This window comes from Agarilytica rhodophyticola (assembly GCF_002157225.2).
GTDB lineage: Bacteria > Pseudomonadota > Gammaproteobacteria > Pseudomonadales > Cellvibrionaceae > Agarilytica > Agarilytica rhodophyticola.
Window position 1 is genome coordinate 1930444 of sequence record NZ_CP020038.1, and the last position, 26544, is coordinate 1956987.

Annotated in this window: 32 protein-coding genes; 18 read left to right on the plus strand and 14 right to left on the minus strand. The window is 39.5% G+C overall.

The annotated features are described in order from the left end of the window. The first annotated feature begins 211 nt into the window (after positions 1-211). From BVC89_RS08135 to BVC89_RS08150, 4 genes are all read left to right on the plus strand, one after another. A complete protein-coding gene (locus BVC89_RS08135) occupies positions 212-541 on the plus strand; it encodes a hypothetical protein (RefSeq protein WP_086930716.1) in 330 nt (109 codons plus the stop codon). Next, positions 534-968, plus strand: a complete 435-nt coding sequence (locus BVC89_RS08140) for a hypothetical protein (protein ID WP_086930717.1) — start codon at positions 534-536, stop codon at positions 966-968. Before BVC89_RS08135 ends, BVC89_RS08140 begins: the two co-directional genes overlap by 8 nt. Before the next feature lie 617 nt (positions 969-1585). Continuing rightward, positions 1586-2275 carry an HNH endonuclease signature motif containing protein gene (locus BVC89_RS08145; protein ID WP_086930718.1) on the plus strand — a complete coding sequence of 230 codons (690 nt, stop codon included), beginning with the start codon at positions 1586-1588 and terminating at the stop codon, positions 2273-2275. A 91-nt stretch (positions 2276-2366) separates the two neighbouring features. Beyond that, positions 2367-2690: a hypothetical protein gene (locus BVC89_RS08150; protein ID WP_086930719.1), complete on the plus strand. Its 324-nt coding sequence runs from the start codon at positions 2367-2369 to the stop codon at positions 2688-2690. Positions 2691-2873: 183 nt separating this feature from the next. Here the strand turns inward: BVC89_RS08150 and BVC89_RS08155 are convergent, their stop codons facing one another. The 5 genes from BVC89_RS08155 to BVC89_RS29640 form a co-directional block, all read right to left on the minus strand. Further along, positions 2874-3377 (minus strand): jacalin-like lectin, encoded by a 504-nt coding sequence (locus tag BVC89_RS08155; RefSeq protein WP_086930720.1) that lies wholly within the window; start codon positions 3375-3377, stop codon positions 2874-2876. Positions 3378-3676: 299 nt separating this feature from the next. Then, the gene (locus BVC89_RS08160; RefSeq protein ID WP_086930721.1) at positions 3677-4102 is read right to left on the minus strand and encodes a LacI family transcriptional regulator; all 426 of its coding nucleotides are present in this window, start codon (positions 4100-4102) and stop codon (positions 3677-3679) included. Continuing rightward, complete coding sequence (locus BVC89_RS08165; RefSeq protein WP_086930722.1) at positions 4095-5453, minus strand: recombinase family protein; 1359 nt, start codon at positions 5451-5453, stop codon at positions 4095-4097. Before BVC89_RS08165 ends, BVC89_RS08160 begins: the two co-directional genes overlap by 8 nt. A 15-nt stretch (positions 5454-5468) precedes the next feature. Further along, a complete protein-coding gene (locus tag BVC89_RS08170) occupies positions 5469-5951 on the minus strand; it encodes a DUF2924 domain-containing protein (protein ID WP_158657846.1) in 483 nt (160 codons plus the stop codon). Positions 5952-6031: 80 nt separating this feature from the next. After that, entirely contained in the window at positions 6032-6196 is a 165-nt protein-coding gene (locus tag BVC89_RS29640; RefSeq protein WP_158657847.1) for a hypothetical protein, read from the minus strand. A 334-nt stretch (positions 6197-6530) separates the two neighbouring features. Here BVC89_RS29640 and BVC89_RS08175 point away from each other — a divergent pair, with 334 nt between their 5' ends. The 11 genes from BVC89_RS08175 to BVC89_RS08220 all read left to right on the plus strand — a co-directional run bounded on the left by BVC89_RS08175 (position 6531) and on the right by BVC89_RS08220 (position 18227). Beyond that, entirely contained in the window at positions 6531-7667 is a 1137-nt protein-coding gene (locus BVC89_RS08175; protein WP_086930723.1) for a hypothetical protein, read from the plus strand. Between the two features lie 230 nt (positions 7668-7897). Further along, the gene (locus tag BVC89_RS08180; protein ID WP_086930724.1) at positions 7898-8116 is read left to right on the plus strand and encodes a MerR family transcriptional regulator; all 219 of its coding nucleotides are present in this window, start codon (positions 7898-7900) and stop codon (positions 8114-8116) included. Then, positions 8116-9036: an ATP-binding protein gene (locus BVC89_RS08185; protein WP_086930725.1), complete on the plus strand. Its 921-nt coding sequence runs from the start codon at positions 8116-8118 to the stop codon at positions 9034-9036. The genes BVC89_RS08180 and BVC89_RS08185 overlap by 1 nt, the downstream gene beginning before the upstream one ends. A 24-nt stretch (positions 9037-9060) precedes the next feature. Then, the gene (locus BVC89_RS08190) at positions 9061-9768 is read left to right on the plus strand and encodes a hypothetical protein (RefSeq protein ID WP_086930726.1); all 708 of its coding nucleotides are present in this window, start codon (positions 9061-9063) and stop codon (positions 9766-9768) included. A 27-nt stretch (positions 9769-9795) separates the two neighbouring features. Beyond that, the gene (locus BVC89_RS08195) at positions 9796-11490 is read left to right on the plus strand and encodes a DEAD/DEAH box helicase (RefSeq protein ID WP_086930727.1); all 1695 of its coding nucleotides are present in this window, start codon (positions 9796-9798) and stop codon (positions 11488-11490) included. Further along, positions 11491-11877 carry a DUF6511 domain-containing protein gene (locus tag BVC89_RS08200; protein ID WP_086930728.1) on the plus strand — a complete coding sequence of 129 codons (387 nt, stop codon included), beginning with the start codon at positions 11491-11493 and terminating at the stop codon, positions 11875-11877. Between the two features lie 28 nt (positions 11878-11905). Continuing rightward, positions 11906-14101, plus strand: a complete 2196-nt coding sequence (locus BVC89_RS08205) for an AAA family ATPase (RefSeq protein ID WP_086930729.1) — start codon at positions 11906-11908, stop codon at positions 14099-14101. Positions 14102-14664: 563 nt separating this feature from the next. After that, positions 14665-15135: a crossover junction endodeoxyribonuclease RuvC gene (locus BVC89_RS08210; protein ID WP_086934553.1), complete on the plus strand. Its 471-nt coding sequence runs from the start codon at positions 14665-14667 to the stop codon at positions 15133-15135. After that, positions 15135-15545, plus strand: coding sequence for a DUF6362 family protein (locus tag BVC89_RS08215; RefSeq protein WP_086930730.1), 411 nt, complete (start codon positions 15135-15137; stop codon positions 15543-15545). The genes BVC89_RS08210 and BVC89_RS08215 overlap by 1 nt, the downstream gene beginning before the upstream one ends. Positions 15546-15705: 160 nt before the next feature. Next, positions 15706-16101 (plus strand): hypothetical protein, encoded by a 396-nt coding sequence (locus tag BVC89_RS29645; RefSeq protein ID WP_158657848.1) that lies wholly within the window; start codon positions 15706-15708, stop codon positions 16099-16101. A gap of 875 nt (positions 16102-16976) precedes the next feature. Beyond that, positions 16977-18227 carry a site-specific DNA-methyltransferase gene (locus tag BVC89_RS08220; RefSeq protein WP_086930731.1) on the plus strand — a complete coding sequence of 417 codons (1251 nt, stop codon included), beginning with the start codon at positions 16977-16979 and terminating at the stop codon, positions 18225-18227. A gap of 3 nt (positions 18228-18230) precedes the next feature. Here the strand turns inward: BVC89_RS08220 and BVC89_RS08225 are convergent, their stop codons facing one another. From BVC89_RS08225 to BVC89_RS08260, 8 genes are all read right to left on the minus strand, one after another. After that, positions 18231-18509 carry a hypothetical protein gene (locus BVC89_RS08225; RefSeq protein WP_086930732.1) on the minus strand — a complete coding sequence of 93 codons (279 nt, stop codon included), beginning with the start codon at positions 18507-18509 and terminating at the stop codon, positions 18231-18233. A gap of 149 nt (positions 18510-18658) precedes the next feature. Further along, entirely contained in the window at positions 18659-19021 is a 363-nt protein-coding gene (locus BVC89_RS08230; RefSeq protein WP_086930733.1) for a hypothetical protein, read from the minus strand. Between the two features lie 57 nt (positions 19022-19078). Further along, complete coding sequence (locus BVC89_RS08235; RefSeq protein WP_086930734.1) at positions 19079-19441, minus strand: hypothetical protein; 363 nt, start codon at positions 19439-19441, stop codon at positions 19079-19081. A gap of 153 nt (positions 19442-19594) precedes the next feature. Continuing rightward, a complete protein-coding gene (locus BVC89_RS08240; protein WP_086930735.1) occupies positions 19595-19849 on the minus strand; it encodes a hypothetical protein in 255 nt (84 codons plus the stop codon). An 89-nt stretch (positions 19850-19938) separates the two neighbouring features. Next, positions 19939-20280, minus strand: coding sequence for a hypothetical protein (locus tag BVC89_RS08245; RefSeq protein WP_086930736.1), 342 nt, complete (start codon positions 20278-20280; stop codon positions 19939-19941). A gap of 93 nt (positions 20281-20373) precedes the next feature. Continuing rightward, positions 20374-20742, minus strand: coding sequence for a hypothetical protein (locus tag BVC89_RS08250; protein ID WP_086930737.1), 369 nt, complete (start codon positions 20740-20742; stop codon positions 20374-20376). A 105-nt stretch (positions 20743-20847) separates the two neighbouring features. After that, complete coding sequence (locus BVC89_RS08255) at positions 20848-21291, minus strand: DUF3489 domain-containing protein (protein ID WP_086930738.1); 444 nt, start codon at positions 21289-21291, stop codon at positions 20848-20850. A gap of 100 nt (positions 21292-21391) precedes the next feature. After that, complete coding sequence (locus BVC89_RS08260) at positions 21392-21631, minus strand: hypothetical protein (protein ID WP_086930739.1); 240 nt, start codon at positions 21629-21631, stop codon at positions 21392-21394. A 198-nt stretch (positions 21632-21829) separates the two neighbouring features. Between BVC89_RS08260 and BVC89_RS30145 the strand changes: the two genes are divergently transcribed. The 3 genes from BVC89_RS30145 (at position 21830) to BVC89_RS08275 (ending at position 24501) form a co-directional block, all read left to right on the plus strand. Next, positions 21830-21973 carry a hypothetical protein gene (locus BVC89_RS30145; RefSeq protein WP_216825110.1) on the plus strand — a complete coding sequence of 48 codons (144 nt, stop codon included), beginning with the start codon at positions 21830-21832 and terminating at the stop codon, positions 21971-21973. Positions 21974-22432: 459 nt separating this feature from the next. Then, positions 22433-23869 (plus strand): catalase, encoded by a 1437-nt coding sequence (locus tag BVC89_RS08270; protein ID WP_086930740.1) that lies wholly within the window; start codon positions 22433-22435, stop codon positions 23867-23869. 197 nt (positions 23870-24066) lie between these two features. Next, positions 24067-24501, plus strand: coding sequence for a Dps family protein (locus BVC89_RS08275; RefSeq protein WP_216825111.1), 435 nt, complete (start codon positions 24067-24069; stop codon positions 24499-24501). 1343 nt (positions 24502-25844) lie between these two features. Here BVC89_RS08275 and BVC89_RS08280 read toward each other — a convergent pair. After that, entirely contained in the window at positions 25845-26471 is a 627-nt protein-coding gene (locus BVC89_RS08280) for an alpha/beta fold hydrolase (protein ID WP_216825112.1), read from the minus strand. Between the last annotated feature and the right edge of the window lie 73 nt (positions 26472-26544).

The following is a 26544-nucleotide window of genomic DNA, read 5'->3' on the forward strand; positions in this document are numbered from 1 at the left end:
TCTGGCGCAAAAAAAACTCATAAAGACACATAAAATTACAGGATTGAGGGCAAAGGTTTGATAGTCGCGGGCATTAGGGGTGACCTGTTCTAGCCAATTGAACCTGTTAGAGTTTTACCTATAACATTCATTGGAAAGCCGTTGTGGATAAACGGGAATTCCGACTAATTATATTGTTAGATGAAGGTTATATCGAAAAAGGAGAGTATGCATGAAGAAGAACTTATACTTAATTTTATTTTTTATATCTTGCACAGTTTCTGCATCGGATGTGGGTTTGCCCTCACAAACCCTAGATCTTTCTGATAGCCCATTTCCACTCATCCAAAACTGTAATAACTGCCAAATTCCAGCTCATCATATCCCAAATGTAAGTGCTAAGGCTAAGATGCCAGGGATGGCCGGTAATCATCTAGGGCTGCCCTTAAATTCAGTTTCGTTATATGTAGCTACAATAAAAAGCCAGAAGAAAACTATTAAGAAACTGAAATTGAAGATACGCCTTTTAGAAATTAAAATTAAGGATTTAGAAGATGAATGATATTGATACACAATTGGAAGAGCTTAATACAAGCATTCAGAAAGAAGAATTAAATTTAGCTCAATCTTACGATGCGATAGCTCAATCTAATCAACTCATCGAAAATACTAGCTGGTGGTCAGTCACTGAGGCTATGACCATAAGTTCAGTTCTGCTCATTTTCTTTTTCATTGTTCTTTGTCTTGCAACCTATTTAATTCGAATTGGGCGTAGTCCTGAAATGGTGATGAAATTTTTCGGGACTATATTAATCATAGCTGTAGCCTCCTTTCTCGTGGTTGCCGGATACGATGATAAGCAAATAGCTCCTGTTATAGGTCTTTTGGGCACCATAGCTGGATATTTATTGAGCAAAGACGGTAATTCTGATAATGACAAATCATCTAACAAATCAATGCAGACGACCGCTAACGGGGCGGATGATTAAAGCGTTATATAGAATGACCGCTGTGTAGATACTAATACGCCATGGCTTGCTTTTGTGCAACAGCAGTGTGGAATTTTCTGACTTTACTATACAAAGTAATCTGGTGCGGGACAGAACTTAAGTAGATCAACAAGATGATACTATTAAATGCAAAAAATTATCCATAATAGTTATTAATGTAGAGTTTATGCCAACAGTCCCCAAAAATAAATGTAAATCAGAGTACTTTGAGCAAAGTCTAGGAATACACAAAATCTAGATAGTCTGACTTCTGAAGAAAGAATGCTTTTAGAAGAAATATGTATGCGAAATGCTTCCGGTATAAGCTTAACAAAATCAGAAACAGGAGAATCACTACTAGATAAAGAAATATTTTATAATTTTTTTAAACCATCTACAATTACAAGTTGCGATCGACTAGTTCATGCGTTAAATCTATACGGAGTCAAATATGAGATCTTCCGACGAATAGGTTCAGACAGAAAAGTATCTCATACACTTTCGTTAAATATTATAAGAGCCTAAGCTACTTGTAAAAAATTCCATAAAAGACGCATTGTATGAAGCCTGATTATTTATTATGCTCCTTACTTCATCACAAACATTGAAGGTAGTTTATGGCTTATAAGAAGGGAAGACCTCATATACCAGAAAAAGTTAAGCGACAGGTTATGACTGAGGCGGGACATTGCTGTATCGTGCGGCATTGCAATGAGCATATAGTTGAAATTCATCATATTGATGAGAATAGAGAGAATAACGATCCGAGCAATTTAGCTGTTTTATGTGACAAGCATCATAAGCTCGCACATAATAAAACTATCTCAAGAATGGATTTGAGAGAGTATAAAAAGTTACTTTTTTCTCCGTTACAGCCTATCGCTGTGGGTATAAGTGAACATGATAAAAAACTTCTTAAATATATTAATGAATTATTTTCATATGATACTATTCTCTTGATTAAAAATGAGCATTTTCAGAAAATCGTAAAACAAGAAGTTATCGATCCATTTATCAAATTATTCTACCGCTCCAAAGATCCTCTTTTTAGATTTACAGACCAAAAGTTAGAGTCAATTCGAATAGAGCTTCTAAATAAAGCTGAACAGTTTTTTTCTCATTTCGAGCAGCAGTCCGCTGGACTAGAAAATGCTTACGAATACATTGATATTAGTGAAATTCAAAGAATTTACCCCCAAATGGTTGAGTATTGGTCACAATACTCTGATGATACAGTAGAATTAGCTAATGGCTTCTGTAATTCAATGGAAAAACTCAGAGCAGAACAAATAAACTACGAAATATAACAAGTAAACCCAGGTGAGGCCTACGGCGCACCTGATTTAGGCGTTAATGTCTATTTTGTGGAAAAGCTGACTTTCTAGTATAGGATAATTTATGATTAATAACTTACAAAAAGAATCAGTACTAATTTGGTCAGTAGATGAAAATAATGTTGACTCATCACGTGTTCGCAGAGATATTGCTAGGTTTGAATCATGGTTAAATGGAAACGAGGCTGGGAGTATAACATTCTTGAACTGGGGGCTATTAATAGTTCTGGATGAAATGTTGGACGATGATTTAGAAATGAAGTTACTTTTAGAGACCCCATGGGGTAACAATTTACTTAATGAGGCGAAAAGACAAGCTTGTAATCAAATACAGATAATCACCGGTTATCGTTTGCCTGTGGATAGCAATCTAAAGGTAGTAAAATAAGTCAAATTTCAGTTTTAACTGTCGTAGATTAAAATTCGAAATATATCATTTGGCAAAATGGAAATAGGCGCTATTTGAAGGTAAGTCCCAGCCAAAGATAGAATGATGATGAGATATTACCAACAACAGTAGCGCTTCGAGTTTTAATCCACGTTACAATAACTTAACTCCAAAAAATCAAAGCTAATTTTTTCTTATAAAAGCAGATAAGGCATCCAGCTCATCGCCTGAATACCCTCCTATTCCTTGAATAGAATATCCTGTAGGTGCATCGAAAACAAAATACCTACCACTTTGAGTGCCATACCAAGGCGAAATTTTTAAATTTGTGTGAAACCTTAAACCAAACACCCTATTGCTTCTCCTTCTATTATAAAACCCTTCAATTTTCTTTATATACTCAGTTGGTCCTAATGAAAAAAAAGTTAATGATCCTCTATTCCCTCCATGTTTATTTTTAAAAAATGTATTGCCAAAGTCATCTAATACTTTTAATTGTATTGCATCTATTCTATTGCCATAACGAATGTTAATGCCACATATTCGTTGGCTATCCGGTAATTTATCAACAAACTCCTTACCTAATAATCCACCAACAGGGCCAACGTTAAAGCTCGATGAGTGAGAGTAATTTGCAAATAATATTAAAGATAATATGATTACTTGAACTAAACTGAAACTCTTCATATATAACCTCTTTATATCAATTTTGAAATCCAAATATTGTTTATATCGTTTAAAAAATGATACATAAAAAACTGAATTTTTATAAAAACATATGTGCCAAAAAATTGGACTTAATTTCAATTAAAAATATAAGTCACTCTATATGAAGCTCTATTAATCACTGATTCTTATATTATTGCTGATGGTTAGCCCAGGTACATTTACGCTTGATTCTCTAACTTGTCTTTAAATAGCAGATGATGATGAAAATTTATTCCAGTAATTTTAAATGAGAGTATCATAGTGGAAAACGCAACCTTTTATTTGTTTGCCTTAAACCCGAGCTTGATCCACTGATCATCCCAAAGTTTGGGTGTATCCGCACCTAGAGTAAAGAGCGTCACCCCCTCGGATATATTTTCATCAAGAATCGCCTGAATAATATCGGGTGCCAATACATTAAGATTTAAGATACGACTGACGTAACTATTATCCACACCCTCTTTGTTGGCTAACTCTTTTATAGACCCATAGGTGCCGCTGTTTAGCTTTTGCTCCCATTCATAAGCCCTTGCTAGCGCTAACTGGAGCGGCGTGGGCTGGCTATCCCAAGGGCGGCAGTCGCTATCTTTACTACCGGGTAGGGTAATAATCTTACGGCCACTGCGTACTTTAGGTTTTAACGGTATCTTTATAGAGAGGGAGCCGTCACTGCTTTCAATTATATAGGGTGTTTGACTATCCATTGACCACCTTCTCGTTGGATGCTTTCGGAGTTATTTCTTGTGCCAGTTGCTCGAGTCCATTCTTTCTCAGTCGGAGATCTATGGCATCGGGGGTAATAATAATTTTCTCTATCATCAGATGAATGAGCCGTGCCTGCTCATCAGGAAAGAGTTGCTCCCAAATCGTCGTCATCCTTGTCAGCGCTACCGCTACCATGGCTTCGTCTAATTCATCATCGTGAACCCGGGCGATAGTGGTCACCTCTCTGACGATCTCAGGTGATGCTAATAAATCCATTATTTGTGTGGTTACGGCGGCTTCTATTTCACTGGCCGGAAACCGGGTTAAATCGGAAGTGCCAGCGCCTTCTTTCGCATCACGTATACTGAGGTAGTAGCGATATCGTTTACCATTTTTGTGACGACTATTGGCAAATGACGTGGTGAGGGCACGACCTTCTGCATCAAAGAGCAATCCCTTTAATAAGAAAGGAACCTTTGCACGCGTATTGTTGCCTTTTGCTTTGCAGTTTTCAGTAAGCCTCTTATGGACAGCTTCCCAGAGTGTCTTATCGATAATGGCGTCATGCTTACCTTCATACCACTGGCCTTTGTGTCCAATCTCACCCAAGTACGTTCGATTCTGAAAAAGCTTATAAATAAAGCCTTTATCGATGAGCTTCCCAGGACGATGTTTATTATCTTTTGTTGTCCACGATTTTGTTGTTATCCCATCGAGGCGTAATTCTTTTACCAGTTGTGTGGCTGATCCCATCTCTAAAAATCTTGAGAAGATATGACGAACGGTCTTAGCTTCATTGCTGTTAACCACTAATAACCTATCCTCAACATCATAGCCGAGCGGTGGAATACCTCCCATCCATAAGCCTTTTCTTTTACTCGAGGCCACCTTATCCCGTATGCGCTCTGCCGTGACCTCACGCTCAAATTGCGCAAAGGATAATAAAATATTTAGCATTAAGCGCCCCATAGAGCTAGTCGTGTTAAATTCCTGTGTGACAGAAACAAAGGATACGTTCATGCGCTCAAATATCGCCACAAGCTGCGAAAAGTCATGGAGGCTTCTGGTAAGGCGATCTATTTTATATACCACTACCGTATCAATTTTATTTTCTTCAATATCTTTCATTAAGCGTTTAAGGGCAGGGCGCTCCAGTGTCCCACCAGAATAGGCGGCATCATCATAGTCATCATCGACTGAAACCCAGCCTTCACTTCTGTGCGAGGCAATATACGCATGTCCGGCATCTTTCTGAGCATCAATAGAATTGTAATCTTGATCCAGTCCCTCTTCGTGGGATTTTCGTGTGTAGACAGCACATCGACGTTTAGGTATAACATGTTTACTCATCTATTTTTCTTTCCCTCACTTTTTCTTTTTCGATGGGGTGTTAGGCTTACGCAAACCAAAAAACGCAGGTCCAGACCAATGTGTACCGGTAATCTCTTTCGCAATTTTGGATAAGCTTTTATAGAGCTGTTTTTGAAATTCAAACTGTCCGTCTGATCGCACAATCACCTCGTATTCCACATCGTTATAAAGTCGCTTCAAAATGGTGCCTGGTACAGGGGTATAAGTGCCTTGTTTATTTTTGCTTTTATTGAACACATAGGATTTACTGATGATTTCAATACGTTGTGTATTTTTAGCAACTATTTTCTTATCTTCAGCAGTTAACGCGTTAACTTGTAATGCATAAGCCAGACGTCGTTCAATATAGCTTCGTGCTCGCACTGGGGGTGGTGTCGGGTTGAATTCCTGCCACATGACTAACAGTTCTTTCATGGTCATACTTTCAAGTTGCATGATCTGCGTCAGTGTAGAAGGGGGGGGGGCTGTTATCGGCATGGCTGTCCTTTGGATGTTGATAATAGGTTTTCCATGTACGCTCAGGTAGGCAGACGAAGCAAGCTGTTAGTTAGTCTTCGCTATATTTTGGCGTTTAAAGCTTTTTTATCTGCATGAATCCGCTTATCTTTTTGATATAATGATTGAAATCGTTTACGTATTAATCCATTTGATAGTATTTCAGCAATTTCTTTTATCCGCTCTTCGACTGTCATGTCATGAGGTAATCGCTTGTTGTTTGTCACGTGTTGAGGAACCTTTGTTGTTAACCCATGTTCTTATTGTAGAAAATAAATGAGGAGGGATGCGATAAGACAATTGGTAACGAGTTGCATTGCATTATAAGAGTATGTCACTGCTGGTAAGAGAAAGTAATTCTAGGGAGGTTTTTTAAAGCTTTTATTTTTCTATTTTTAACATACTTTAATGTTAACAAGTGAAATAAAAGCGATTTGGTTTTGATTCTTATTATTTATTTTTTGTTTGCATCATGCTGATATCACGTCGTGGTAGCTTTTCAGTAGTTGGTTTCCAAATTTTTACGCTTTCTTAGATTCGTTTTTTACCATGGACGACAGTATGCCTATGTCTCTTGATCCGTGTACGCGCTTGTTGCACGCTGTTAACACCGATACTTATCATTCACTTATCCATTCTAAAATAGCCGCTGCCTCTCATGATACTCAAGGCGGTGTGAATACCGCGAATATGTGGGCAGACTCGATTTTTTTAGTGGCTCAAAACATTAAGCGCTTTGAGCTTTCCTCGGTAAATTCTGCGATGTCTGACGGAGAACGGCAGACATTCTATTCTATCCACAACGAACATGAGCAAAGCCTTTGGCTCTATGTGCATCATCAACATCTATTTCATGAAGTGGTGGCTGTGTTGTTAGCGGAGGATCATCTTTCTGACCCTAATACCACTGTATTTCAGTTGCCGCCACTGTTGACTCTCAACGAGGGTCAGCACCCCCTTGTGCATTATAAACGCAATTTAGCGGGTATGCTGAGATACGCTGAAGAGGATATTGATATAAAAGTCGTCAAGCGCTTACTCTCAGAGTATGCTTATAATTTTAAAATTCTTGTGTACCTTAATCGCTTACCCAAAGCCAATGACTATCCCATTGATGGGCGCACGGCATTACTTTCTAAATCATGGTCGCAAGCCGTCAGTATCGTCTACGATCCTAGAACAGGAATAACGGATGTGACGGCCAGTACGCTATATACACGTAAAATGAATACGGTATTTTTTGCCCGTTATCTTCTCAATATCAGCGACGTAGGAAAAATACAATACCCTAAGCCCTATCGTTATCAATTGTTGACAGGTAACTCTCACCAAGCGTCGGTGGATAGTCAGGCACTACTCCAGGTTAATCAGGTGCAACCCACTCTTAAACTTGATTACGTTACATCAGACGCTTCTTATCTCCCCGTGCACTATGATGCAGCGAGACGTATCTTAAAAATAAAAGGGAAGCCAGATTGGTATATTGGTGGCGAACGTCGTCCTTTGGCGATTCGTTATATGTATGAGCAAGCCAAAAAAGGACGTTGGGAGTTACCGGCTAAAGAAATTCTAGCTGCAACTAAAATACCTGGACAAAGAGGTGGCGCAACACGCATGCAATCATTATTTAGTAACTCGTTGGAATGGGAAGACTATATCGTGAGTCCTAAAAGAGGATATTATTGTTTTAATATTTAAATAAAAAATTAGCGCGTATGACCACGATAATTTTCACTCGGAGCTAATGTTAAGCAATAGTATCATCATTTAATTTTGTGCAATTAATAGTCGTATACAATATATTTATACGACTTTTTTCAAAAAAAATCGCCGCAGTACAAATTACAGTACAAATTGCAGTACAAAGCCCACTAGACGCCAGTACAAACGCTTCTTCATAATACCTCTTGAATACGTTAGGAGATTTTATGACATTAGCCTCACATCTTAATCAAGAACAACTTGCTCTTCGTTGGAATTTAAGTGAAAGCACGATCGCTAATTGGCGCTCAAAAGGGATTGGCCCTGCCTTTTTAAAATTACATAACCGTGTGGTATATCGCGAGGAAGATATTGTCGCATATGAAGCACAGTCTTTGCGTAAAAGTACCGGTGAAAAATTTCAGGATCAGGAGGTGCGAGCCTAATGTTTCCTCTTATTACCGCAGAACAACGGCGATCACAGCACCGGGGCATTAAAGGCTGCATTTTTGGTAAAAGTGGTATCGGTAAAACGTCTTTACTGTTAACCCTACCTACATCGTCGACATTATTTTTTGATATTGAAGCCGGTGATCTCGCTGTGGAGGATTGGAACGGTGATGCCTTTAGACCCAAGACATGGCAAGAGTGTCGAGACTTTGCTGTATTTATTGGTGGGCCTAATTACGCGCTGCGCGATGAACAATCCTATAGCGAAGCGCACTTTAATGCGGTCTGTAAAAGATATGGAAATCCGGAACAATTAAATACCTACGATATTATTTTCATTGATTCGATTACTGTTGCAGGCCGCTTATGTTTTCAATGGTGTAAAGGTCAACCGCAAGCCTTTAGTGAACGCACTGGTAAACCTGATACTCGTGGCGCCTATGGTCTACATGGCCAAGAGATGATTGCGTGGTTAACGCACCTACAACACACACGGAATAAAAGTGTCTGGTTCGTGGGAATACTCGATGAAAAGGTGGATGAATTTAATCGTCGCGTTTTTGAGCCACAAATCGAAGGGTCTAAAACCGGATTAGAATTGCCGGGAATTGTGGATCAGGTTATTACGATGGCAGACCTGCCTTCAGAAGATGGCATCCCCTATCGTGCTTTTATCAATCATACCTTAAACCCTTATGGTTATCCGGCGAAGGATAGAAGTCGCAAATTAGATGTCATTGAAGAGCCGCATTTAGGTCGCCTCATGGAAAAAATAAAACGGCCTGCAGACATGATGGTTCACCATCTCGAATATGGTCTTAAAACACCCGCGCAAGTAAGCACACAACCACAGTTACAACACAACAATACACAAAACAACATAAGCAACAATACACACGACAACACCACACACTGATTGATGTAAGGAATAAATTATTTGATGAATAACAACTGGACAAATTTTACGGATGCCGATGACCAAGTGGATTTTGACGTTATACCCAAAGGTACACTTGCAAAAGTTCGTATAACAATAAAACCCGGCGGATTTAATAGCCCAGAAAATGGTTGGACAGGCGGTTACGCCACACAAAGTAATGATACTGGATCAGTATATTTAGATTGTGAATTTATAATATTGGAAGGCCAGTATGCTCGTAGGAAAATTTGGTCATTAATAGGTTTATATAGTCCTCGAAGTGAAAAGTGGGCACAAATGGGACGCGCATTTGTAAAGGCTATTTTATGCTCCGCACGTGGCATAAGAAAAGACGATACATCGACTCAGGCAATGCAAGCCCTCTCGATTAACAGTATTGCTGATCTAGATGGACTTGAGTTTGTAGCAAAGGTTGGTATTGATAAAGGCGATGATCACAATGAGCCGCGCAATATTATTAATATTGCTGTAACGCCTGAAAGTAAACAGTACGCGGCGATTATGGGTAATGCGTCAGCCACTCTCAATATGCCCCAACTCAATACTATGCAGGTCAATAACCCGCAGATAGGTTATGGCCAGCATCACCTCACACAAGCACAACAGCAAGTATCACCGCAAGCGAATACTCCAGCACAACAGCATAACAACGTGCCGCCGCAAGCCATGAATCAACAAAATAAAGGCCGTCCCTCCTGGGCAAACTAACGAAGTAACACAACAGGGATTTTAATCATGTTATTAAGACCTCGGCAAACCACGTTTATCGAGCGGAGCCTTGCTGCGCTCGATAAATACAAAAATACCTTAGGTGTGGCACCCACTGGATCTGGAAAGACGATAATGCTATCGGGGGTGGTTGGGCAGTGGGTTAAAAAAAATCGCGGTACTAAAGCCTGTGTGCTGGCGCACCGCGACGAATTAACACAGCAAAACAAGGCTAAATTTTTACGTGTTAATCCGAGGCTCACAACCTCCGTATTTGATGCGAACGAAAAATCCTGGCAGGGCGATACCACTTTCGCCATGGTGCAAACGCTATCACGAGGAAATACTTTAAAGCAGCTTCCAATACTAGACTTACTCGTTATTGATGAAGCTCACCATGCAGCGGCAGACAGTTATCAAAAAATCATTGATATCGCTCGTAAGAAAAATCCAAACCTTGCGTTGTATGGTGTGACTGCTACCCCTAACCGTGGCGATAAAAAAGGACTCGTGGATACATTTTCTAATGTCGCCGATCAAATTACGTTAGGTGAATTAATCCACGCCGGTAACCTAGTGATGCCTGTCACTCATGTGATTGATGTCGGTACACAAGAAGAATTATCGAACGTTAAAAAAACAGCAAATGACTTCGACATGAATGCCGTCAGCGCGATCATGAATAAGACCTTAATCAACGACGCCGTTCTCTATCACTGGAAAGAAAAAGCCGGTGACCGCCCTACTATTATTTTTTGTTCCACGGTCGATCATGCTAAGAATGTGGCGGCAACCTTCCAAAAAGGGGACATCAATACAGAAGTTATTTATGGCGATTTAACCAAAGAAGAACGAAAAGAAAGGTTAGAACGCTATGAATCAGGCGAGTCTCAAGTGGTGGTTAATGTCGATGTCTTAACTGAAGGCTATGATTACACCCCCACTAGTTGCGTGGTGCTATTACGTCCGAACAGTTATCAAGGCACGATGATTCAAATGGTCGGTCGAGGGCTACGGACGGTCGATCCCAATGAATACCCAGGCGTGATAAAAACGGATTGTATTATTTTGGACTTCGGTACTAGCTCAATTATTCATGGCAAACTTGAACAACATGTGAATCTGGAAGGAGAAGCCGCAGGCGATGACGCGCCTCAAAAATCGTGTCCCGAATGTGATGCTTCTATACCCGCAGGATGTCGGCAGTGTCCCTTATGCGGGTATGGCTTTAGTCCACCTTTAGAGACTGCCGCCGCCAATGACAGTCGTGCTGAACTGGGTGACTTTGTGATGACAGAGATCGATTTGCTTGCACGCTCCAGTTTTAAATGGGTGGATCTTTATCACGATAGTACGGCCATGATGGCGACAGGATTTGCTGCGTGGGCAGGCGCCTTTTATTTATATGGCCATTGGTATGCGGTAGCAGGTGCTCGACAACAACACACACGACTGCTGTCTGTTGGCGAGAGAACGTTATGTATCGCTGCGTGTGACGACTGGCTTAATCTTAACGAAACCGAAGGGGGGGCTGAAAAATCTCGTCAATGGCTCAATGAAACCGCGACACCACAACAGCTCAAGTATTTACCGGCAACGTACACCTATAACTTCAGCTTAACGCGTTATCACGCTAGTTGTTTAATCGCGTTTAATTTTAATAAAAGCAATATTCAACGCATTATTTTTACTGCCGCTAAGCAAAAAGAGCAGGTGGCGTAGTTGTCCTGTTGTTGCGCTATTTGCTTTGCTCTCTCTCGTGGGTTTGGTTGGTCAAATCCACAGAATCATCACACCAATACTACGCGTTATCCAGAGGAGAAAAACCAACAAAAAAAACACTTACGCTTTTGTTCAAAGCGTTGCCAGGATATTCACTACTATTATTTTAAAAGAGGTATCACATTGACTGAAAGTGAAAAAAACGAATTTGAAAAAATAGCAAGAGAGGCGGTCATTAATCCGCTTGCTACTTATGTATGTAACGTTGGTTCAGAGAAAGCATTGTTCGACTACACCAAAGAAGAAATACACGGACTGATACATACCATTATTCACACCTACACAACACGATTACAGAATTTATATTCTGACGATATCCCATTCTAAATACGATTTAAGGAGCACACATTTTATTATGACCATTAATAACTTTTTAGATTTTAGTTCGGCGAATGACCAAATCGATCCGGATGAGCAAGAGGCACAACTCTCGACTCATGAGGTCAAGTCACGTTTACTGGATCAATTAACTTATGTTTTACATTATTTATTCCCTGAGGGTAAAGAGAAACAAAAGCAATTTATTGTCGGCGATATTGACGGTAACAAAGGTAAAAGTCTTGTCATCGAGCTACATGGAAGCAAAGCGGGCGTGTGGCATGATTTTGCGACGGGTGAGAGTGGTGATATTTTTGATTTATGGGCGCACCATAAAGGCTTTGATATTCGCCGTGATTTTTCACGTGTCATTGAATCCGTGTCACAGTGGTTGGGCACCGTTCCGACGTCCCCCTCGCCAATACCTAAAAGAAAAAAAGCACCCCCAATGGATGACTTAGGTCCAGTAACAGCGAAATGGGATTACCATGATAGTGAGGGTAATTTAATTGCTTGCGTCTACCGCTACGATCCCCCTGGCGGGAAAGAGTTTAGACCCTGGGATGTTAAAGCTCGCAAGCAGCAAGCCCCCAAAATAAGACCGCTCTACCAACAGCCTGCCATAGCGATAAATGACACTATTATTTTTGTGGAAGGTGAAAAGTGTGCGGATGCCTTATCCGCTACCGGTAATATTGCAACAACAGCCATGGGAGGCGCTAATACACTGGTAGATAAAACAGATTGGTCGCCGCTTAAGGGCAAACACGTGATGATATGGCCGGATAACGACGAACCAGGACGCACCTATGCCAACAATGCGGCACGGGCTATCGCTGCTGTAGGGGCGCTTTCAGTGAGTATTCTTGACATCCCTAAAGACAAACCGGAAAAGTGGGATGTGGCAGACGCTATTGATGACGGTGTCGACGTTAATGGGTTTATTAAAAATACGCCTAAGATAACGATTGATGTGCCTGCACCTACACGTGCATATACGGTAAGTGAAATACTCGCGGATGAAACGCCTACGCCAGATGATTTAATTGAGCCTCGCGTACTTACCCCCGGCGGTATGATGGTTTTAGGGGGTGCTCCCAAGGTGGGTAAATCCGATTTTATTTTATCGTTGTTAATGCATATGGCTGCAGGTGAGCCTTTTATAGGACTGAAGCCAACAAAACGATTACGTATATTTTATTTACAAGCGGAGGTGCAGTATTACTATTTACGTGACCGTATAAGAAGTATGAATATGAAGGAACTGATGCTTTGGCGTGCGTCCGATAATTTATTTATTACCCCTCGGTTAAACCTTATTTTAAATAACGAGGGCTACAGTACCGTAAAAAATTTGATGCGAAAAGCCTCTGAGAAGGAACCTATCGACGTTATTGTGATCGATCCCTTACGTAATGTTTTTGATGGGGGTGAAGAGGGCGCAGGTGAAAATGATAACAACACTATGATGTATTTTTTAAAGGAGCGTGTCGAAAGATTACGTGATGAAATTAATCCTAATGCTGGCATTGTTATTGTGCATCACACAAAAAAAATACAGAAGCGGCAATTAATCGAAGACCCATTCTTATCTTTTTCTGGCGCGAGCAGTTTACGTAGTTACTACACCACAGGGGCACTTTTATATCGTCCAGAGGAGAACAAAGCCATACGAAAACTTACCTTTGAATTACGTAATGGTATAGGGATTAAGGATAAATATATCGATAAAAGAAATGGAAAGTGGGTAGAAATAGACCCTGAAAGCGAGCGTCTCATCAATCAAAAATATGGTGAAAAATTAGATGCGGAACGGCGTCGTAAAGGCGATCAAATTTTACAGCTACTCTACGATGAAGCGTTACAAGGTCGCGCCTATACAATCGCTCAATTTGCCGAAAAGTTTGAAGGCACTGAGGGCCTAGGCGGTCATCGAACTATTGTTGAGCGTCTCAACGTCCATGCAACAAAAGGGGACATTAAATTTTTTAAAGATTCGGATAAATATGGGTTAAGAAAACCTATCGGAAGTAAGTTTGGTTACGTCTGTACAGAAGAGATGCAACTACCCAAAAAAGTTGCCCGTGATGATGCCGGTAAGGAGGTCGATGATGTGCTCTTTAGAGTTAAACCTACCCACTATAAATGTGCGCAATCAGGGGCTGTGTTACCAGTTGAAAACCCGGATATATGGGTACGGGCTGAAAACAAAAGTGATGAAAAAACCACCTAAATTTTATCTGCATACTTATAACGTTATTTTGCACAGCACATTCTTTTAATTAACATATTTATTAACAAAATCAGTAGCTTATACAAAATATCGAATTTTTACATTCCTTTGGGTTAAAAAGTCTTGCACTCCTACTTCTAGCCTTAGTGCTGCGTGACTTTTTGACTTTTTCTAAGGAAGTAACACAGTCCCCTATACTTAAAGTATAGTTAGTAATACTACGTTACACTTGTATTACTAACTTACTTGAAATAGGGGTATTCTTTTCATGATGGAGATCTGATGACGATACATGAGTTTAAAACAACCCCTAGTCTAGGGACATTGTTGATTTACGACAACCAATCTTATCGACTAAAACATATAAAACCTTACAGAAAAATACGTAATGGGGAAAAAACTTTTTTGTTAGTGTGGGAAACACCTTGTGCGAAATGCAAAATACCCTTTGAAACAACCACACCATTAAAAATTAAATCATTTAATCGCCGATGTAAAAAACATACCGCACCAGGAAAACGTGTTAATCCTAGTCGATATAAGTCATCATGGAGAAAAAAATAATGGATAATTTAAACCTATTATCACTGGATCTCGGTACAACGACTGGATGGGCAATGACATCACATGAATTAATTATCAGCGGTACAGCCAATTTCAAGCATAGTCGTTACGACGGGGGTGGGATGCGATTTTTAAAATTTAATGCTTGGCTACGAGATTTACATACATCCATCGATGGCATAGACGTAATTTACTTCGAGGAGGTTAGGCGGCACATAGGGACAGACGCGGCGCATGTGTACGGCGGATTCTTAGCAACACTCACGGCGTTTGGTGAGCAAGAAAATATTCCTTACCAAGGTGTGCCTGTCGGGACAATTAAAAAACATATCACCGGCAAAGGTAATGCGAGCAAACAGGCTATGATCGATTCGGTGAGACGTTTAGGCTATGAACCTGCTGACGATAACGAGGCAGATGCGCTAGGACTGCTCATGTGGGCGCAGGATCAACGAACAGGGAGGCACTAATGCATCGGCATAGCTGGGATAACAAAACCGTAGCACGGCGTTTTGAGGAGTGTGTTAGCGTGTTAAGCAAGTTACCAGGAAATATATCACTGGGCCATAGAAATTATTGGCCTGAAATTAAATATACACCACGCGAAATTGCTCGGATGGAAAAAATAAAAAAATACACGATATTACAACCACTCCCCGATGCCATTGATCGCGCAGAAGAAACCCTAGCTTGGATTACGCTAGTCGATGAGCCAGAGTGGCGTAAACTAATTTGGCTTAGGGCACAGCGGATGTCGTGGCGAGCCATTGCGCGAGAAGTGGGTTATCCGAAAACAACGGCACAGCGGTATTGGAATGAAGCGCTTAGGGCTATTAGTAATAATTTAGAAGTACCGGTAAGTGGCGGTAACTCCTGGTAAGAAGTCTTAAAAAACGGGTGGGACAAATTCTGCGTTTGGGCGTATAGTTTGCCCTATCCTGAGACAAGAACCAGCAAGCACCGCTCGAAATATTTATTTAAAAAATTATTAAACCGCAGTTGAGACTATCGCTGCGGTTTTTTTATGCCTGGAAAAAATTATGGACTCTGCCGTTAAAAAATCACCACTCAAAGCCATTCGGCAGAAATGCTTGGACTGTGCCGAAATACAACCACACATTCGAAGGTGTGAATTTACAACATGCCCTCTCCACCCCTACCGAATGGGTAAGCATATTTTTTATAGGAAAGCCAAGCCTGATAATTATCGATCACCAGTCAAGGCCATAAGGGCTGAATGCTTGGATTGTTGTCACGGATCATCCAGTGAGGTCAAACGATGCCAAGCAGAATCTTGCGCACTATGGCACTACCGCTTAGGTAAAAATCCTTTTGTTGATCCTGAACACAGCCAACGACTTCGTGAGCGCATGTTGAAGGCTAGAAATAGCGCATCTGACAGAGAAAATAGTATTCATACGGTTATCGAGACGTAAGGTATACCTCATAAGACTTTTTTTATTTTAGTCAATCAAATGACGGGGTTATGATGTGTTGTCGCTATAGGGGGTGACTGGAGTGCTTGAAACTATGATTGTTTAAAATAAGGCTATCTGATTGAGAATAATCAATAACACCTGTGAAGTGGTAGGTTGGCCTACCCTCATAAGTGATAATTGTTTTCTTCCAATCAGATAAGCCTTTTTCAACGAATGAAGTCTATTGTTATATCCGATCACCACATATTAAAACTTGCTGGATACTATCCAAAGATATCTCACATGATTAAACAAACATTTTTCACGTTATTAATTTTATTCTTTATCGCGGTGATTGGGGGTGCTGGATTTATTATTTACGATGGGATTAAGCACATGTAACATTTGTGTTTAGTGGCATATTTTTCTCGCGCTATTTTTTACGGTAATTTATTTACTATTTTCTTACATTAATATTAGTTTTGAAAAAAATTAATTTGATTGAAACTTTTATTAATTACCACAGTCTTATTTGTAAACCAGCTCATAACACTTAAAAAACTTCGCCGAACATCTGCGATCTCCTTCGAAAATAACCAAAAAGGTACTTGGTTGAAATAAGCGCCAAGCGGGCCTCCACACCGCCGAATTTCGCTAGCGATAGATATTGTTAAGTGGTTCGCAGTTCGCGGTTCGCACTATATCTCATCAATTATTAAAAACACGTCATCGTCATCTAGCCTTAAAAAATAGGGTAATACTGTATTTACTAAATAACATCATCGCCTTCTTGGAGTGCGAACCTCATTGTTGTAGGTTCGCACCTCGTTAATACTTGTCCATTTATTTTTCTTTTTATATTTTCCACGTATTAATTTTACTAAGGTTTGTATATGGCGCACATCGCTGTAGGCTCGGTGGTACAATGGCCACTTAAAAAACTCATTCCCTATGCTCGTAATGCCCGTACACATGATGATACCCAAGTCTCCCAAATCGCTGCCAGTATTGTCGAATTTGGTTTTGTTAATCCTATCCTAGTCTCGAGTGACGGAACGATTATCGCAGGCCATGGCCGCCTCATGGCCGCACAACAATTACAACTTGAAAAAGCCCCGGTGATTATTCTAGATCATCTAACAGAATCACAAAGGCGGGCGCTCGTTATCGCGGATAATAAACTCGCAGAAAACGCTGGATGGAACGACGAACTACTTGCCTTGGAACTTGGTGATTTAAAAGACCTAGGGTTTAATCTCGATATCATTGGCTTTTCGGATGACGAGCTAGATGAATTACTGGATTTTGATAGCGCATCGGATAGCCAAGGCAACGAGGATGAGGTGCCTGAGCCAGAAGAAAGTGTGATCAGTCAAGTCGGTGATATATGGTTGCTAGGCGATCATAAATTATTATGTGGAGATGCCACTAGCCGTGAGGATATTAATACGCTACTGGGGGATGAGTTGGTCGATATGACCTTTACCGATCCGCCTTATAATGTGGATTATGGCAGTAACCAGCGCGATAAAATACGTTTTAACAGTCGTCCTATACTCAACGATAATCTAGGCGAGGGCTTTTACACATTTTTAAAAGACGCGCTAACGCATATCCTCGATAAAACTAAAGGCGCGTGTTATATCTGTATGTCCTCCAGCGAACTGGATACCTTACAAAAGGCATTTCGTGATGCCGGTGGCCGTTGGTCGACATTTATTATTTGGGCGAAAAATCATTTTACATTAGGCCATTCCGATTATCAGCGACAATATGAATCGATTCTCTATGGTTGGAAACAGGGTAGCGATCACTTCTGGTGTGGTGATAGAAATCAAACCGATCTATGGTTTTTTAATAAGCCCAATAAAAGTGACTTGCATCCCACAATGAAGCCGGTCGAGCTTGTGGAGAAAGCGATTAGAAATTCCAGTAAAAGTCGGGATATTGTATTAGACCCGTTTGGTGGCTCTGGCAGTACCTTAATTGCCTGTGAGAAAGCTAACCGCCGTGCAAGGCTAGTAGAGCTTGACCCTAAATATGTGGACGTTATTATTCGTCGTTGGCAAGAATATTCAGGGGGTGAAGCCACGAGGCTGTTGGATTCACTTACCTTTAACAGCCTAGAGGTAACGTCGGCTTAGCCTCTAGGGTGAGGTTAGCCGTGTGCAAATACGGAGGGCTTCCTTATCCCAGTCATTATTGTTGTAGTCGATGCGCTGTGTGATGATTTCGCTTAAAAAGTCTCGAATAATGGGGCGTATATCAAAATCATCCTCCAATGTTTCGAGAAGATCGTATAAATCATCGTCGCCGATAATGTCGACTAAGTGATGAGTCGCTTGGTTACAAGGTATTGGCTTTTTCATCAATACTTGTAATTCGTTTGCGATTTTTTTTGTTTTAGGTAATGCCCATGTGCCCATTTTAATTTCCTCGCTTGATGTGTGTTTCTGTAGGGACATTAACGCTCGTTCCGACGACTACATCAAGTCATTGATGCGTATATTTTTATTTCTCATTCGATGCGCGGATTAAATATTTATTCTAGAGAATAATATGGCATATTCTTGGGTTAATCGTACCCGTTGATTGGCTCCAAATCGCCACTCGTGGCGTCGCTCGAATACTGAAGGTGGTGCAAACAAGGTGCTTCTGGATTCACAAACATGACGCCACCCGTAACGTGTAGTATGACGCCGTATTTTTGGGATAAGCGTGTCAGTTCTTCTGTGAATTTTTTGAATTGTTCTTCTTGCGAATATTGTTCTTTTTGTAATTTTTTTATAGTGTCGTTGTCTATGCCTGAGTATGTGTCGATAGTCATGGTATTCTCCGCTGGATTTTGTGTGAAAGCATTAATACTTTGTAGGTGTACAGAGTCAAGTTGATAATGACTAAGTTTCATAGTGATAAGTGGTGATGGTGTATTTTTCATGATGTCATAATGGAGGCTAAGTATTAGCCCCCGAATATCGATAGTTATAGTTAAGGGTTAAATTTCTTTAGCGATGCTAGGGACATCGATACGACCATCAGCAATAGCGTTGAGTGTGTCGATATCAAGCGATTCAAGTACCGTTTTTATTTTTTTAGTCAGTATGTTTTGGGCTTCAGTTTGCCAATTGTCCATACTACCGATGTATCCTGTTTTGATTGCCTTAGCGCCAATATTGCTTCTTAATGCAGCCTTAGCTTGTACCTTATACATATTAATATCGTTATATTGCTTTGATTCACAAATATCCTTTAGGTCTTTATCGGTGAAGTAGCTTTTATACTCATTAAAATGTCGGTGGCAGGCGGGATCAATCGTAGCGATGACTTTTTTAACAAGATCTAATCGTGATTCAGCCATTTTAATAGTTCTCTGCGTTGTTTTTGTGTGGGGACATTAACGCTCTTTCTGGCGACTACATCAAGTCAATGATGGATATATTTTATATCTTTTATTAAAAATAAAGCCCACATATTAAGAATGCGGACTTTTACTATTATCCTTAAAAAACTTTTATTCTATTTCTAATTCGATGTACGAAAATTTCCAGTTGATTGGCGTTAGTCCGCCATCGTTAGGTTCACTATCGTATTCAATATAGGTAAGTTCTGGGTTGTTGGGGGAGGTAATCTCAATGGTGCTATCGGTATCGCATAGCGTTAAGACAATGCCGTATTTTTTGGTGATTGTTGCGAGGTCTTCAGTGAATTTTTTTAACCGTAGTGTTTCATTTTTAGTAAGCGTGTCTTTGCCAAAGAGTTTTTTCATCTGAGTGCCTTGTGTCATTAGTGTGTGTTATGAGATGAAAGCTTCATTCACGGTGTAGATCAAGTGAATGAAGCGCTATTGACAGGTGGCTAATAGAGTTTATGCGTTTGCCATTGGTTATCATCGTAGACATAAAGAAAGTTAGCGTCGTTTCTCTCGGCTACTATTATCAATTGCTCAATACTGTTAGCATATTGGGGTTTGCAGCGGTGCCAGGGGTTATTGTGATCCCGATGGTAAGCATATACCTCGTTATTCTCTATATACGATAAGCTGCCTAAGGCAATCAATGCGTTCGCGTCTTCAGAGGAATTATGATACTCCCTTAATGTCGGGCCTACACCACAACCAGTATCATGGCCATCGTGATGACAATATATTGCGTAATAACCGTCGCCTTTTTTTAAGGCTATTGTGGATCGCGTACTCATTTTTTTCTCCGTTACGTGTCGTGTTTAGGTCTAGACATTAACGCTCGCTTCGACGATGACATCAAGTCAATGATGTGATTTTTTAAAACGTCGCTAAATAGCAAGCGGCGTGTGCCGCCAGAGATCATTCGCATAGATATAAATATGATGGGCGTTAGCTTTAACACCTTCGTCCAGCGCAATGCCGATATCTTTATATGTGGTATCAGGGTGGTGGTTTTTGTGGCCAATCGTAAAAAGGCGAATACTGTCGGCATATAGGGTATGAATATTGCCAACCTGAATAAGTTGATAGATGCTATCTAGTGTGTTGTAGTGCTGATGTAAAATATCGCCCAGACCACCCTTATGATTATTATGGTGGTTATAAAAACAATAAACGGCGTGATAAGTACTTTTATTTTTTACTAGCAACATAGCTTTGTTTGTATCTACTTTTGCCTCTGAATTTTTTGCTGTCATTATCGGAGTTCCTTTGGCGAATTACAGGGTGTTGTGTTCCATTCAGGCGTCACTTACCGACAAGGTCAAGTCAATGAAGCGCTATTTTTATAGTATTTAGATATTTTAATGGCCTGAACTTATCGAAGGTGTTGGGTCTTTTTTTAATGTGTATGTGCGCGATCCATCTTTATCTTTCGATGAGACTATTTTGTGTCCCTTAGTTTTTAAAGTACTTATAGCGCCCCTCACGCTATGTTTCTGCCAAGAGGTAGCCTCGCATAAAGCCTCAAGCGTTGCCCCTTCCTTGGCGCTCACAAGCTGGAGAATAATATCATTCTTGCTCGTTTTGCTTTTCTCCCTAGGTGCAAGGCCAATGGCTTTAAATCCGTTGGCGTTAATAGTGTAGTCACCGTTCTTCTCGTCGATAAATTGTTTTTTGATAAGGCTGCTAATAACACGCGACTCGATGCCTTTATTGATAGTGTTCGGCAGTGGATATATCGAGCCTGTTTCTCTTTGCGCCGCGTTAGATAAAATGGTGGTTTGTGTATTGGTAAGTTTTATCATGATAGATATCTCTTTATTTTTTACTTGTAAGTTTGAGGCGATGAAGGGCTACATGTTGTAGCCGCTCTCTTATGATGTTGTTTATACTCATTCTTTTTATTTAGTATTTAGCTGCGTTTCCTGGTGCGTATTCGCCTTCTTTAAATACTTTGTCCGTCAAGTGCTTTAATAATTCGGCGTAATCGGTAATGTCGGTAACATGTCCCCAATGTATCTTGTCTTGATTAACATTAAATAAATTTTCGTTGTGCTGCTGCAGGCGTTGTAGCGCCTTATTAATCTGATTTTTTTTAGCGGTAAATGCTGCTTTGGGGCTTTTGGGTTCGTCAAAATTAATCATTATATTTGCCTTTTGTATTGCATGTTTGTAGGGACATTAACCCTTCACCTGCCGAACACATCAAGCGGTTTTTTATTGTTTTTTTAGTCACGATGACTTGCTTTCTTTCTTCATTTGAGTGATGTATTTTTTATGTAGGGAACATGACTATGGGAATCTCTATTCGTACCTATGCCCGCCATCGGGGGGGATACTGCCGTGTGCAAAGCGATAAAAACAGGCCGTATTGCAAAAGAGAGCGATGGTTCCATTGATATAGAGAAAGCCGACAAAGAATGGCATATGAATACTGACACTACTTTTTCTCACCCGAATGAAAAAAGCCTCAATGGCACACTGTAGTTTTTGCACTAGATTTATAAGTTATTGTGTAGAAGATATTAATATATCCTGGTAAAGGTTCATTGTATTTAGTTTTTAATGGTTGTAATATGTGCCACTGCTTAATGATACTACTCTAGTAATTAGTAAAATTTTTTATGCTATAATTTTATAGATTTGGAAGGTTTTTTGTCTAAATCAAAAGATACAAACTGTGAAGCGCGTAATGCCTAAACCAAAAATTACAATGCTATTCATTGGCTGATGTGTTAGTAGCTAGTGCGCTTTTTAATGAGCATCAAATAGTTTATATGATTGATAGGTTGTCAATATAATGCAGTATAGGAAGAAATAGTAATGGAAAAGAAACATGATACTTAAGCTGAACGTATAATATTTTAATTTCAAAAAAATAATCCTCTCAAAGAGTTTTACTTGATACTTTAGCTGTTATTAATATAGAAAACTACGGTTAGAATTATGAAAAAAAAGTTAACAACTGTTGCTGGCTGTCCTGTAGCAGATAATCAAAATGTAAAAACAGCTGGTCCACGTGGGCCTCAACTGTTAGAAGATGTGTGGTTTTTAGAAAAGTTGGCGCATTTTGATCGGGAGGTAATACCTGAGCGTCGTATGCATGCTAAAGGTTCTGGAGCTTATGGTGTTTTTACCGTCACTCATGATATCACGTGTTATACGCGAGCTAAAATCTTCTCTGAAGTAGGTAAAAAAACAGAGTTGTTTACCCGGTTTACGACGGTTGCTGGTGAGCGTGGTGCTGCTGATGCAGAGCGCGATATTAGAGGATTTGCTGTAAAATTTTATACTGAAGAAGGTAACTGGGACTTAGTGGGTAATAATACCCCCGTTTTCTTTCTGAGAGATCCTCTCAAGTTTCCCGATCTAAATCATGCTGTAAAACGTGATCCTAGGACGAATATGAGAAGTGCTGAAAATAACTGGGATTTTTGGACATCGTTACCCGAGGCGCTTCACCAAATTACTATTGTTATGAGTGATAGAGGTATACCTGAGACATATCGTCATATGCATGGATTTGGTAGCCATACCTTCAGCATGATTAATAAAGATAACGAGCGTGTCTGGGTTAAATTTCATCTTAAATCTAACCAGGGAATTAAGAACTTGAGTGACGCAGAAGCGGAAACTCTTATCGGCAAAGACAGGGAAAGCCATCAGCGCGACTTATACGAATCTATCGAAAAAGGCGATTACCCTTCTTGGAAACTCTATATTCAAGTCATGACAGAAGAGAGGGCTCAAGAGGTTACATTTAACCCATTCGACCTGACAAAAATTTGGCCTCATAATGATTTCCCTCTTATTGAGGTGGGCGTAATGGAATTAAATAAAAATCCGGAGAACTTTTTTGCTGAAGTTGAACAATCTGCTTTTAATCCGGCAAATGTGGTGCCTGGTATTAGTTTTTCCCCTGATAAAATGCTTCAAGGGCGCCTATTCTCTTATGGCGATGCGCAACGCTATCGCCTTGGAGTCAACCACCATCAAATACCAGTGAATGCTCCTCGTTGTCCGGTGCATAGTTATCATAGGGATGGTCCAATGAGGGTGGACGGTAATGCTGGTGGTACTATCGGTTACGAGCCTAATACTAAAGGCGAATGGCAGGAACAACCTAATTACTCTGAGCCTTCTTTGGCACTTTCTGGTGCTGCTGATCGTTGGAGTCATCGAGAAGATGAAGACTATTTTACCCAACCGGGTAATTTGTTCAGATTGATGAGTAAGGCTCAAAAACAAGTGTTGTTTGAGAATACTGCTCGATCTGTGGGTGGTGCATCCATGGAAATACAAAAGCGACACATCGCTCATTGTTTAAAAGCTGATCCTGATTATGGCAAAGGGGTTGCTGCAGCTCTGAACATTGAAATATAACAAACCTACAGATGATGTTGTAATACGATAAAATGGCTTTCGTATCTCTGTAGAAATACGAAACTATTAATTAGCGGCATAGACTAGTGAATGGGAATAGATATTCTAATAAATTTATTAATACTCCTAGTCTATTTTTTCGTGATAAAAGTACTATTTTTGAAAAATTAATTTATCTACTTTTATGGAGGTAGAAAATGACTATACCTACAGTAGAGAGTCTAAAAAAGGTGCTCGCTGACAATTATGCGCTATATTTAAAGACGCAAAATTATCATTGGAACGTAGAGGGTTCAGATTTTAAAGTTCTTCATACTCTATTTGAAGAACAATATATCGATTTGGCCGCTGCAATAGATAAAGTCGCTGAGCTTATACGTGGATTAGGCGAAAAAGCTCCCGGAACTTGGAAAGACTATGAAGCGCTGACTTCGATTAGTGATGGAGATGTAAATGCGAGTTCTAATGGAATGCTTAAGGACTTGCTTCAAGATCAAGACATCATACAAGGTAGTTTGCAGGAAGCTCTAAGTGTGGCACAAGAAGCAAATGACGAAGTTGTTATTGGTGTGTTGGTGGAGCGTTTAACGGCACATCGTAAAAATAAATGGATGTTAAAAAGTAGTATCTAAAACCTACCGAAAAATTTTAATATATACCTGATTTTAGTAGCTATCCTATTGGAAATATTGCTTTTGGATATGCCATACTAAATTTCATTTTTTTTGCTTTTTATGTCTAAATATGTAAGTTTAAATATTAAAACTAGAAAAGTTTACGTAAGAGTATGAGCTTTTTCGTGGCGGCCTATTTGAGGTCGCTCATGTCGGTTGTAAGTTGTTCTTAAAATATTAGATTTTGGGAGAGGATGGAACATAAGAGTTATAGCCCTTACGTACTCCGTTGCCGGTTTTGAGGATGGAAATATTATCCTGTGTGACTCGAATTATACTCTGGCTTACTAAGATTAATTTATTTTGTGAACTATTAAATCATTTAATTTTTATTGTAGTCTTTCATAAGGAAAGTGTAAGTTGCTTTCTCTGTTAATTAGGATTTAATCTTAACTAGCTCTAATTGCAGGTTGATAGTTGATTGCTCATCGTTGATATTGGTAGATATAGTTTTATAAGTGTTGTGCCAGAATGTGGTTTTTCATCAATAAGTATTCTTATGTCTGTGTTTAGTTCAAATCTCTAGACGTTATCGAACGCCTTGAAAAGTAAAACGTGTTGGTAATGGACAGTAATATGGGCTCGGCTCATAGTTATGATCTGTTTTATGGCTGAGTGTATATCTTTTGGCTAGAATAAGCGTTCCTATAGCTTTAATGAAAATTTATCCCCTCCTAAAATGTGGTTAACTATTTGCCAATGCTTGGACAATAAATTTTTAAAAAATGGTTTTATCTTTGAGCGCAGATTAAATTACTTGTGATACAATAGAATTTATAGGATAGCGTTATAGTATTTCGATCACTGGTGCTTTGTTTTAGCAAAATAGGCTCTCCAACAGCATTTTATATTGTTACAACATGATAGTTTTATATCCACAATTTGCTATTCTAGAAATACTTTTTTCTATGTCTAAAGAGTTGGCGATAGTATTAATTTTTTTCTAGCGATCTTTTTTATTTTGATGTTTTTTTACATTATCCTAAGAGTCAATGTTTATTTTTTGTTGAAAAAATTACGTATCTTTTTACTAATAGTAAATGTGTCTTCATTTAAGGCAAAATGCCCCGTGTCTAGAGTGTTATAATCAATTATTTTTACATCTTTTTTATTATAGGCTTCAGCTCCTGACTCTGGAAAAATTTTGTCATTTTTTTCCAAGCAATTAGCATAGGCGACTGGTTATCACGCAAATATTTTTGCCATACTGGATAAAGCGGAATGTTATTTCTATAGTCATAAAGTAGATTAAGATTAATTTCTTTTACACCAGGGAGGTTCATTATGGCAAAATCATAATGCTATGCATCGGGGTTAATAGCTTTCGGGTTTCGGGTACTATGTGTGTGCTGCCATTTTAGTGTTTTAAGGCTAAAATCAGTTTTCATTTTTTTAGTTTCGTTTTCTGGAGTAAGCTCTTCTTTTAAGAATTCAATAGTCTCTTTAACTAAACCTTCTCCATAGATATTTCCATTCATTACGATAAAGCCAGCAACTTTTTCAGGATGCTTAGTAGCAAGTTGAAAACCAACTGGCGCGCCAAAGCCTTGAATCATTATCACGTAGTTATTAAGGCCACGACGAATGAAAAACTGATTCATCGTCTCAGCAACATTGTCAAAAGTGTAGGTATATTCTTTAACAGACTTTTTATCGCTGTAACCATAACCTGGATAATCTGGTGCAATCAGATAAAATTCGTCTCCAAGTTCAGAAAGGAAGTCACGATACATATGAGAAGAGGTAGGAAAACCATGCAACAACACGACAGCTTGTTTTGACGGATCACCAGCCTCGCGGTAAAAAATATTTAAACCATCTATATTTTCTGTGCCATAGCGAACATAACTTAGGTCTTCGGCTTGTGCTGATATAGACAAACCAAAGAGTAAGATAAATAGTCTTCTAAATATTGATAACTTCTTCATAATTTTTCTCATTTATACCTTCTACTATTTTACAAATGCTCTAACATGGTTAATCATATATTCTTTTGACAAG